We start from the raw sequence: 9,635 nt of genomic DNA, 5'->3' as shown, positions 1-9,635 counted from the left end.
AAGCTCTTTGATCTCGACTACTTCATGAAGGATCAGCGCTACTATTACGAACACTCAAAGGACTTTCTCTACAACCTTGACGAGAAGGAACCCAACATCGTGCACAAGACGCTTGCCAGACTGGAGCAGAAAGGCGTCATCCATGCCGTGATTACGCAGAACATTGATCTCCTGCATCAGAAGGCCGGTTCCCGCAAGGTGCTCGAGCTGCACGGCTCCCCGCTTCTGCATCACTGCCTGCGCTGCGGCAAAAGCTGGACGTTCGAGGAAATCGCGCCCCGCGTGCGCGCCGGGGAAATTCCCGTGTGCGACAAGTGCGGCGGCATCGTCAAGCCGGACATCGTATTTTTCGGAGAAGGCCTGCCCGAATACGCCCTCACCGAGGCGGAACGCGAGGCCCGTGCTGCCGACCTCATGCTCGTGCTCGGAACCAGCCTTACCGTGTATCCGGCCGCAGCCGTGCCGGAAATCACGCTGCAAAGCGGCGGCAACATCGCCATCATCAACCGCGACCCCACGCATCTCGACCGCTATGCCGTCTGGACCGGCCGCGATCTGAAAAAGGAAATGGAAGCCCTCGAGATTTAAAAGCCCGAAAACGCGCCGCAAAACATGGCCCGCAACGCCCGGAAAAAAGAGCGCTCGGGGCTCTTCTCTGTCGCCTTTCTCCACCGCTCCGGAGGCGCTCATCCTTCGGCCTTCATGTCTGCCATGCGTACGCTCACCGGCACACCGTGCAAAAGCGGACGACACGCATCCTGCGCCTCATGGCTCCGAACACGAGTCTTGTGCGGCACGCGGCATATCCGGAAGACGCAAGGCTTCTCCTGACGCACAACACAAAGGGCGGCGGATTTCTCCGTCGCCCTCACAGTGTCATCGGCTCACGGCGCAGCGCTCAGCAGCGCGCGAGGCTCACGATGTTCATGGTTTCGGCAGATAGTCCGTCAGCGCCGTTTCCCCCGGCTTCGATGCGAGCGTCACGGGCAATGCATCGGGATTTATGGACGCAAGAGTAATGACCTCCATGAAATTCATGGGACGTTCCCGGGCAATGGTCATGACGAACTCGCCGGGATGTTCAAGCTGCTCGTAAAGAGCCGCGCCGCATTCCCGAACGGGTCTTTCCTTTTCCTGCGCCATCTTCTGCAGAAGGGCCGAAATTTCCTTCAGCTCATTTTCAACCGTCGAGTCGCTCCATCGGGCCGCAATTTCCACGCTCATGGGCAGGAATCCGGAATCCCGATAGACCACATTCATCCCCTTGAGACGCACGGACTGCATGAGCCTGTTCATCTCTCCCGAAGGATCGCCTTCCAGCACTACCCGCTGAAGCGCACGAATGTCGCCGACAAGATCGAGGCTTCCTTCCAGCTCACCGAGACCTTCCATCTCATAGCGGGCGCTGCCGGAAAACACATCATCCCCTATAAGACTGCTGCTGGTCATGTTCAGAACCAGCCCCTCGGGCGCGTAGCGGGAAAGTATGTCCGCCTCATCCATGGTGTCGGGGAAGTTCATCTTCAACCCGGAAAGCTTCGTAGCATCTTTGATCGCCCCTTCTTCCGTCAGAGACAGCCGATAATCGAAGCTCTTCAGGGCCATGGAAAAGACGGCAGGCTTCGCGCCCGTCTCTTCAGGCGAATCCTGCAAGCTGAAGGAGCCTTCTTCCGCGAGCACACGGCCGACCGGAACCCTGTTTTCGTAATTCTTCAACAGAAGATTCTCGATGTCCGAAATAAGCCTTTCTTCGGCAAGGTAGCGCTTTTCCTCGTCCTCAAGGTCGTCCACTGCTCCGAACAACTGACAGAATGCCGCCAGGATCTCAGGATCGGGAGCAAGCACATCGTAAAATTCCAGCTTCCGCAGACCACCGGAAAAGTCCCTGCCGGAAACATGAAAGCCGTCGAAACGCACGCGAACAGGCGCGACCTTTTCCCCGTCCCGGGGAGCGCGCACGCCGTCGGGAAACGAAATGCCTTCCACGGCAACGCTCACGGCAGGAGTATCGACTTCGGAAAGGGTCATGCTCACGTTGTCGATTTCCATGGCGTCGATGCGGCAGCGATACAGCTCCTCAAACAAGGAAGCATCGCCCCGGTGCTGCTCGTTCAGGGCAAGCAGGGTGCCGAGCCGCTGATGCCAGCCCGTGAGCTGCACCTTTTCCACTCGCTGCTCAACTTTTACCCCGTCCATCTGCGTGCTGTCGGTGATGCCCACAGCGGTAATGGCATCGGCCACCAGGGGAAGCGCATCGGGACTATACGGCGCATCGGAGCGCGTAAACACATACTTGCGGTTGAAGCCCTTCACTTCCACGCTTTCCAGGCTTCCCCTGCGCGAAACATCGTCACCGGACAATTCATAGGTTACGCCCTTGAGCGTGAGCCTGTTTTCAAGAAGGGAATACCGTATCTCGCTCGCCTGCGCAGACACGGAGGACAGGGCATCCGCCACGGCCTGCTCTGTTTGCCTTTCCACGGTATGAACGCCGAACCAGCCGGCCGCTCCGGCACAGATGACGACAAGGGCGGCTATCGCATACTTCTTATTCATGACTTATCCCCGGCAAGGTACTCTTTCATGGCCTTTGTTCCCGGCTTTGACATGAAGGTGACAGGCAGCGCGTCGGGATTCCCGGACGCGAGAGAAAGCGCCTCCGCGAAATTCATGGGCTGTTCCGGTGCAATGGTCATGGTGAATTCGCCCGGTGCAGCAAGCTGTTCCGTGAGCGCACGGCAAAGCTCCCGCACGGGTCTTTCCGGAGCCTGTTCGAGCATCTTCAGCAGAACGAGGGCTTCATTCAGCGTTTCTTCCGGCGTGTCGAAATGCCAGCGGGCCAGCAGCTCCACAGTCAGAGGAACCAGACCGGAATCCCTGTAGTCCAGATTCAGACGACGAAGCCGCACGCTCTGCATGAGCCCATCGAGACTCTTCTCCGGCAAATCCGCCAGGGCCGCCCGCAGAGCACGAATATCGCCCGTCAGGTCGAGTTTTCCCTCAAGTTCTCCGAGCCCCTCCATTTCATAGCCGACCTTGCCGGAAAGCACGTCGTCTCCCATGAGTGTGCTGCTCGTCGCGTTCAGGGTAAGACCGTCCGGTGCATAGCGGGAAAGCACATCCCTGAACATTCCCGGTTTGGGAAAGGAGAAGTGCAGACCGGAAAGCGTCACGTCGTCTCTGAGTCCGCCGTCAGCCGCCATGCCCATCGTGCAGTTCAGACTCTTCAGCGCCATGTTCAGAATGACGTCACCGCTCCCGCCTCCGGGGAGATTTTCCCTGACGGCAAAGGAACCGTCCTGCATCGCAAGTCCAGAAAGCGGACGCCTGTCCTGACCATGCTTTGCGAAGATTTCGAACATCCTGTCGATGAGCTTATCGGAAGAGCCCTCGTCCACCTGTTTTGGATCGCCCGCATCCAGCTCCCTGTTCAGACGCAGAAATTCCGCCATGGCCGCCGGTTCAAGCACACGGAGATCCTTGAGGGAAATCTGCTGAAAGCTCCCGGAAACGTTACTGCCGGCAACGCCCGCACCGGAAATGAGCAGACTGACGGAGGGAGCCTTTTCCGTGCCGCGCGGCGCGCGCATGCCTTCGGAAAGAGCTATTCTGGCCACGGAAATACGCATGGGCAGTCTGTAGGGGGCGGAAACGACGGACGTTACGTTGTTCAGCTCCAGGCCGTCCAGACGGCAGCGATACAGTTCCTCAAAAAAGGATGCCTCTCCGTTGTGCTGGCTGTGCTGATCCAGGAGCATGCCGAGACGCTGATACCAGCCGCGAAGATGCGCGCTCTCCACGCGCTGCTCCATCTTCGTATGTCCCGCATGCACGTTATCGACAATGCCAGTCGCCGTGATGGACTCAGCCACAATGGGAAGAGCATCGGGATCGTAGGCGGGCATATTGGGCTTCACGAACATGCACTTGCGATTGAAGCCCGTCACTTCCACGCTCTCTATCGTGCCCTTGTGCATGATCTTTTCGTCGGGGATCTCATATTCCACGCCCTTCAGTCTGAGCGTATTGTTCAAAAAGGAATACCGTATCTCCTGAGCCTGCGCGGGCACGGCGGAAAGCGCCGCAAATACGGCGTCCTCGGTATAGCTTTCCAGAATGCGCAGGCCCATGTAGCCGGAAAGACCGGCCCAGAAGACAAGACCGCCCACGATATACTTTTTGTTCATCCAAGCTCCTCTGGCATTAATGAAGGGATATGTCCCTTCCGGGAACTGCAGATCTGCCGGCAAGAGGCTTTCCCGGCAAAACGCGCTCACTCAAGTCCAAGCAGACTCCTCACGGCGTCTTCGCGGAATCCCACCACGCTCCGACCGTCCGGCACCACCAGCGTAGGGAAGGAGCCGCGGGGATTGTGAGAACGAAGCGTGGTCATGATTTCCCTTCTGGCAGGATCGGAGAAGTCGTCCACATAAATAAGCTTGTGGTCTATGCCGTTCTTGTCGAGGAAATCCTTGAGCCTCACGCAGTGACGACAGGTATGCAGCGTATACATGACGGGCACGCCGCAGCCGCAGGGATCCACGCCGCAGCGGTACTCCTCCTCCAGTCCCTGGGGAATGCCCGTCTCCGGCGAGGGAGAAAGGCGTTTTACCGGCTTTTTGCTGCCCTTGCGGATGAAGAACGCCAGCAGACATATGAGAACGAACACCACCACGAAAAGCGAAATTGAACCTGAACCAGCTTCCACGAAACGCTCCTGAAGTTCGACCCGCAAAGCGGGCCGTCTGTCCGTGTTTCCGCAGCCCGGCGGAAAGACAAAAAGAGCCGGCACAAAACCGGCTCTCCGTCACTGACGGTTATTCAAAACGACTGACGCGGGTAATGACGACCATGTCAAGAGGCACAGCCTCATGCTCACCCTGGGGCTTGACCTTGAGCTTTGCAATCTTGTCCACCACGTCCATGCCGTCTTCCACGCGACCGAACACGCAGTAGCCGAAACCTTCGGGCGTATCGTCCCGATGATCGAGCTCGTCGTTGTCCACCACGTTGATGAAGAACTGCGCCGCAGCGGAATGAGGCTCGGAAGTGCGGGCCATGGCCAGCGTTCCGCGCTTGTTGGAAAGGCCGTTGCCAGCCTCGTTGACCACGGGCTCATGCGTGGGCTTTTCGTCCATGCGCACACCGAGTCCGCCGCCCTGAATCATGAAGTCCTTGATGACTCGATGAAAAATGGTATTGTTGTAGAACTCCTCGTCCACGTAGCGCAGAAAGTTGGCCACCGTGGCGGGAGCCTTGTCTTCAAAAAGTTCCAGCAGGATGTCGCCGGAAGAAGTTTCCATGAGGATAAGGGGGTTGCTCATCATTATCTCCACAAAGGTAATTTTTTCTTTTGTGACGCAAAAAAGGGGAAAAGGCAAGGCAAACGGCCGCGACTAAACAGGACTTTCCATGAATGCCCGCACGTCTTCTGCACTGCCGCAGTAATAAAGCGCCTGCATGAGCCGCACGGTAAGGGTTTCCACGGTCTTGTCGCCGCCGGAAACGGCGCCGAGCCGCGCGGCAAGCACGCCTATGGGATAGCGGGAAAGATCCACGCCGTCAAAAACGCACTGCGAGGCGCACACGATGACCACGCCCTTTTCCACGGCGCGACGAATGGAAGGAAGAAAGCTGCCCCGGCTGTCGTTGGGCACGCCGCCGGCTCCGAACCCTTCTATGATGATGCCCCGGTATCCGGCCTCCACCATCATGTCAAGAAGCGCGGGAGAAGTACCGGGCACCAGCTTGAGCACGCATACCCGACATTCAAGACCGGTCAGAAGCTCCAGCGGCCCGTCCGGCAGCGGGCGGCGCTCCTTCCACAGAACGCCGTCCGGCGTGATTCTGGCAAGCGGCGCGTTCACGCTGGCGTAGGCGGCGAAACTTTCCGTGTGCATCTTCTTGGCCCTGGCGCCGTCGATGACGGCGCCGTGAAAGGTCACGAACACGCCGGGAACACCTTCGCAGGCCACGAAGAACGCGTCCCGCAGGTTGCGGGGGCCGTCGGACCCCTCCGCCGTGAACGGAAGCTGAGAACCTGTGATGATGACGGGCCTGGGCAGATTTTTCAGCATCTGATGCAGCGCCGCGGCCGTGTAGGCCATGGTGTCCGTGCCGTGCGTGATGACAAAGCCGTCGTATTCGTCGCACGCGTCGGCCACGGCCCCTGCCATGGTCTTCCAGTCCTCGGGCTGAAGGTTGCTGCTGTCGAGATTCATGAGCTCGCGAACCTCAACCCTGCAGGGCAGACCGGCTCCGCCGAGATATTGAAGCATGGTCTCCCCCGAAAGACGCGGCACAAGGCCGTCTTCCGAAGGTTCACAGGCAATGGTACCGCCCGTGGCCAGCATGAGAATGTTCTTCATCCTTTTTCCTCTTCCGTCAATAAAAGTTCGCTGGCGCCGTCCGTGGCTTCCCTGAGCGCCGCGCGACACGCTTCCGCCATGTCTTCGGGCAGTTCCAGGGTAAACAGAGCCCTTGAGCCGAAGTCATCCTCGACCACCCGGGCCTGAAAGCGGGGCAACAGCCGGTAAAAACGATCGGCATGAGCATAGTCCACTTCCGCAAGCGCCCGCACGAGCACCTTCTTTTCCGTCACCGGCAAAAGCTCGAGCGCCTGCTTCACGCCGTTCTGATACGCGCGCGTAAGGCCGCCCGTCCCGAGCTTTATGCCGCCGAAGTACCGCGTGGTCACGGCCACAAGCTCCCCCACGCCCCCGTACAGAAGCTGCGCAAGCATGGGCCGGCCCGCAGTGCCGTGCGGCTCGCCGTCGTCGCTCTGCCCCACCCTTGCCGTGTCGCCGGGTCTGCCCACGGCGTAGGCCCAGCAGTTGTGGCGCGCATCGGGAAACTCCCCGCGCACGCACTCCACAAAGGCAAGCGCCCGCTCCCGGCTGTCGGCCCGGGCAAGCGTGGTTATGAACCGGCTGCGCTTGATCTCCTCTTCAAAGCGAACCCGACATGTCGTTCCTTCCCCGCGGTGCAGAAGCGCTTCGTCAAACAGCGGCAAATCGGGAACCAGGTAGGAAGATGCCATAAAAAACCTTTTATTATCAAATGATTATAAGAAAAATAAAAAAACGCCGACAACCTTGAAAAAAATCCTTTACAAAGTCGGCAGACTGTTCTAAATAAGAATTGTTCCTAGTAAGGAACCAACCACACAAAGAAATACAACGTCAACGTTTTTCGCACAAGGAGTCATTATGAGCAAGACCTATGAAAACCTGATGGAAGCTTTCGCCGGTGAATCCCAGGCCAACCGCAAGTACCTCGCCTTTGCCGCTCAGGCTGACAAGGAAGGCTGCAAGCAGGCCGCCAAGCTGTTCCGTGCCGCTGCCGAAGCCGAAACCATCCACGCCCTCGCCCACTTCCGCAACGCCAAGGAAGTGAAGAGCACTGCTGAAAACATTCAGGCCGCCATCGCCGGCGAGACCCATGAATGCGTGAACATGTACCCCGGCATGATCCTCGACGCCAGAAATGAAGAGGAAATGGCCGTGGCCAAGTACCTCGACATGGTCTGCAAGGTGGAAGGCGTGCACGCCGAACTCTACAAGGACGTGGCCACCGATCCCACCACGGACGCCGAAGACTACTACATCTGCCCCGTGTGCGGCTTCATCAGCAAGGGCAAGTTTGACGGCAAGTGCCCCGTGTGCGGCGCTTCCGGCGACAAGTTCTACACCGTGAAGTAAAACTTCCGCCCCTGCTCCGCAGGCAGCGCACCGTTCAGGCCGCCGGAAATCCGGCGGCCTTTTTCGCGTCCTTTCGCCTCAATCCGCGAACATGAACGGCGACGGACACGAAAAGCCGTGCTTCTTGTGAGCTTTCACGCTCTTCCGTCCGTCGTGCGTGCCCTTTTTTCATTTACAAATGCCCGGCAGAAGCATAATAATCATGACTTATGCTTTTTTTCGAGGCAGTCATGGACACCGACATTCTCATCACGGCCGCGGCCTGGTTCATAGGTGCGTTCATCAACGGACTTACCGGCATGGGCGGCGCGCTCATCGCGCTTCCTCTGATATCACTCTTCGCGTCTTCCAAGGACGCCATCGTGGTCAGCATGCTGTCCGGTTTCATGGTCGGACTCATGAGCCTTCTGCTTTACTGGCGTTACATCAACGTACGCGACGTCGCGGGGTTCTGGCTGTCGGCCGTGCCCGGCATTCTGCTCGGCGTGTGGACCCTCAAAGTCGTAAACATCGCCTGGCTGGAACTTTTTCTCTGCATTCTTCTTGTCCTGCACATCATCGTGCAGCTCATTCAGGACTGGCTCGGCACCTGCATGGCGCCGCGCGCCGTCATGAAATACGTGTGCGGCTTCGGGGCGGGCTTTTTCAGCGGCTCGCTCGGCGTGAACGGTCCCGTCATGGCCATATACGCCTCGCTCATGTGCATGGAAAAAAACAGAGCCCGCGGGTTCTTCACCAGCGCCACGGCCGCCTCGTTCGTGAGTCTGTCCGTGCTTGTCGGCAACGGGCTCGTGACGGAACACGTCATTCATGCCGTGTCGTGGGTGGCTCCTGCCGCCGTAGCCGGCTTCGTCTGTGCCTGGCCGCTGGCCAGGCGCATCAAGCAGGAGACCTTTCATCATGCCCTGCTCATTCTGCTGGGCGTGGCCGCCGTTTCCCTGTTCTTCCAGCTTCTGCCCTACTTCACAAGGTAGCGTCTCTGCAAAGTACCCGGGCCTTCGGTCCCGGCTCTTTCCCGCCGGCCGTTTCTGCACGTCACGGCCCGGCGGGACTTTCGTCCTCATTGCTGCGGCGGGCAACACCACTCCCGTAATGCTCTTTTCCGTTTCACCTTCGTTCTGAGAATTTCATGGTCAACGATCTGTTCATCATCGGCGCGGCGTGGTTCATCGGCGCATTCATCAACGGTCTTACGGGCATGGGAGGCATGCTCATCGCCCTTCCTCTCATCACGCTGTTCGTTTCATCCAAAACGGTCATCCTCATCAGCATCATTACCTCGGTCCTGGTAAGCCTCATGTCCTTTGCGCTTTACTGGCGCTACATCAATGTGCGGGAGGTCATCGGCTTCTGGCTTCCGGCCATCCCCGGCATTCTGCTCGGCGTGTGGACGCTGAAAGTCGTGGATGTTGAAATACTGGAACTTCTGCTGTGCATCATCATCGTCCTGCACATCATCGTGCAGCTCATTCAGGACTGGCTCGGCACGTGCATGGCCCCCCGCGACTTCATGAAATGGGGATGCGGATTCTTTGCCGGATTCTTCGGCGGTTCCATAGGCATCAACGGTCCCATTATGGCCATGTACGCATCGCTCATCTGCATGGAAAAAAATAAGGCCAGAGGCTTCTTCAGCAGCTCCACCCCGGCATCCATCATCAGTCTCAGCGTCATCATAATCCACGGCCTCATCACCGAAGATGTCCTCCGGAGCGTTTCCTTCATCGTACCCGTCGCCGTAGCGGGCTTTCTCTGCGCCTGGCCGCTCGCAAAGCGCATCAAACAGGAAACCTTCCACAACGCCCTGCTCATTCTGCTTGGCGTGGCTGCGGTGTCGCTGTTCATGCGCGTCATGCCCTATTTTTCCCGCTAGCGCACCGTTTCGGCAAAGGGCCCAAGCCCGTACGCCTTCGACGCCTCTTCGCACAAAAGCTC

Annotated in this window: 10 protein-coding genes; 4 read left to right on the top strand and 6 right to left on the bottom strand. The window is 58.5% G+C overall.

Annotated elements, in window-relative coordinates:
- Positions 1 to 588: Sir2 family NAD-dependent protein deacetylase (locus Q0J81_RS08690; protein WP_294447234.1), on the top strand; the 588-nt coding region annotated here is incomplete at its 5' end.
- Positions 589 to 924: 336 nt separating this feature from the next.
- Here Q0J81_RS08690 and Q0J81_RS08685 read toward each other — a convergent pair.
- From Q0J81_RS08685 to Q0J81_RS08660, 6 genes are all read right to left on the bottom strand, one after another.
- A complete protein-coding gene (locus Q0J81_RS08685; RefSeq protein ID WP_294447232.1) occupies positions 925 to 2,556 on the bottom strand; it encodes a hypothetical protein in 1,632 nt (543 codons plus the stop codon).
- Complete coding sequence (locus tag Q0J81_RS08680; RefSeq protein ID WP_294447231.1) at positions 2,553 to 4,187, bottom strand: hypothetical protein; 1,635 nt, start codon at positions 4,185 to 4,187, stop codon at positions 2,553 to 2,555. Before Q0J81_RS08680 ends, Q0J81_RS08685 begins: the two co-directional genes overlap by 4 nt.
- 86 nt (positions 4,188 to 4,273) lie before the next feature.
- The gene (locus Q0J81_RS08675) at positions 4,274 to 4,708 is read right to left on the bottom strand and encodes a glutaredoxin family protein (protein ID WP_294447230.1); all 435 of its coding nucleotides are present in this window, start codon (positions 4,706 to 4,708) and stop codon (positions 4,274 to 4,276) included.
- 109 nt (positions 4,709 to 4,817) lie between these two features.
- Positions 4,818 to 5,324, bottom strand: coding sequence for a peptidylprolyl isomerase (locus Q0J81_RS08670; RefSeq protein ID WP_294447229.1), 507 nt, complete (start codon positions 5,322 to 5,324; stop codon positions 4,818 to 4,820).
- Positions 5,325 to 5,396: 72 nt separating this feature from the next.
- Positions 5,397 to 6,368: an asparaginase gene (locus tag Q0J81_RS08665; protein WP_294447228.1), complete on the bottom strand. Its 972-nt coding sequence runs from the start codon at positions 6,366 to 6,368 to the stop codon at positions 5,397 to 5,399.
- Positions 6,365 to 7,039 carry a YigZ family protein gene (locus Q0J81_RS08660; protein ID WP_294447227.1) on the bottom strand — a complete coding sequence of 225 codons (675 nt, stop codon included), beginning with the start codon at positions 7,037 to 7,039 and terminating at the stop codon, positions 6,365 to 6,367. The genes Q0J81_RS08665 and Q0J81_RS08660 overlap by 4 nt, the downstream gene beginning before the upstream one ends.
- Before the next feature lie 169 nt (positions 7,040 to 7,208).
- Between Q0J81_RS08660 and Q0J81_RS08655 the strand changes: the two genes are divergently transcribed.
- From Q0J81_RS08655 to Q0J81_RS08645, 3 genes are all read left to right on the top strand, one after another.
- Positions 7,209 to 7,700, top strand: coding sequence for a rubrerythrin family protein (locus Q0J81_RS08655; protein WP_294447226.1), 492 nt, complete (start codon positions 7,209 to 7,211; stop codon positions 7,698 to 7,700).
- 230 nt (positions 7,701 to 7,930) lie between these two features.
- On the top strand, positions 7,931 to 8,674 hold the full coding sequence (locus Q0J81_RS08650; RefSeq protein WP_294447224.1) for a sulfite exporter TauE/SafE family protein: 744 nt from the start codon (positions 7,931 to 7,933) through the stop codon (positions 8,672 to 8,674).
- 155 nt (positions 8,675 to 8,829) lie between these two features.
- Positions 8,830 to 9,573 carry a sulfite exporter TauE/SafE family protein gene (locus tag Q0J81_RS08645; RefSeq protein WP_294447222.1) on the top strand — a complete coding sequence of 248 codons (744 nt, stop codon included), beginning with the start codon at positions 8,830 to 8,832 and terminating at the stop codon, positions 9,571 to 9,573.
- Positions 9,574 to 9,635 lie beyond the last annotated feature (62 nt).

It is taken from the genome of uncultured Mailhella sp. (assembly GCF_944324575.1).
In the GTDB taxonomy this organism is placed as follows: Bacteria; Desulfobacterota; Desulfovibrionia; order Desulfovibrionales; family Desulfovibrionaceae; genus Mailhella.
Note: the sequence above shows the minus strand (reverse complement) of the source record. Positions and strands in the feature narration are given on the sequence as shown.

Bases quoted from the DNA above. Each gene is read 5' to 3' on its own strand.
- Q0J81_RS08660 (WP_294447227.1), bottom strand. From the start codon at position 7,039: ATGGCATCTTCCTACCTGGTTCCCGATTTGCCGCTGTTTGACGAAGCG.
- Q0J81_RS08665 (WP_294447228.1), bottom strand. From the start codon at position 6,368: ATGAAGAACATTCTCATGCTGGCCACGGGCGGTACCATTGCCTGTGAA.
- Q0J81_RS08670 (WP_294447229.1), bottom strand. From the start codon at position 5,324: ATGAGCAACCCCCTTATCCTCATGGAAACTTCTTCCGGCGACATCCTG.
- Q0J81_RS08655 (WP_294447226.1), top strand. From the start codon at position 7,209: ATGAGCAAGACCTATGAAAACCTGATGGAAGCTTTCGCCGGTGAATCC.
- Q0J81_RS08685 (WP_294447232.1), bottom strand. From the start codon at position 2,556: ATGAATAAGAAGTATGCGATAGCCGCCCTTGTCGTCATCTGTGCCGGA.
- Q0J81_RS08680 (WP_294447231.1), bottom strand. From the start codon at position 4,187: ATGAACAAAAAGTATATCGTGGGCGGTCTTGTCTTCTGGGCCGGTCTT.
- Q0J81_RS08645 (WP_294447222.1), top strand. From the start codon at position 8,830: ATGGTCAACGATCTGTTCATCATCGGCGCGGCGTGGTTCATCGGCGCA.
- Q0J81_RS08650 (WP_294447224.1), top strand. From the start codon at position 7,931: ATGGACACCGACATTCTCATCACGGCCGCGGCCTGGTTCATAGGTGCG.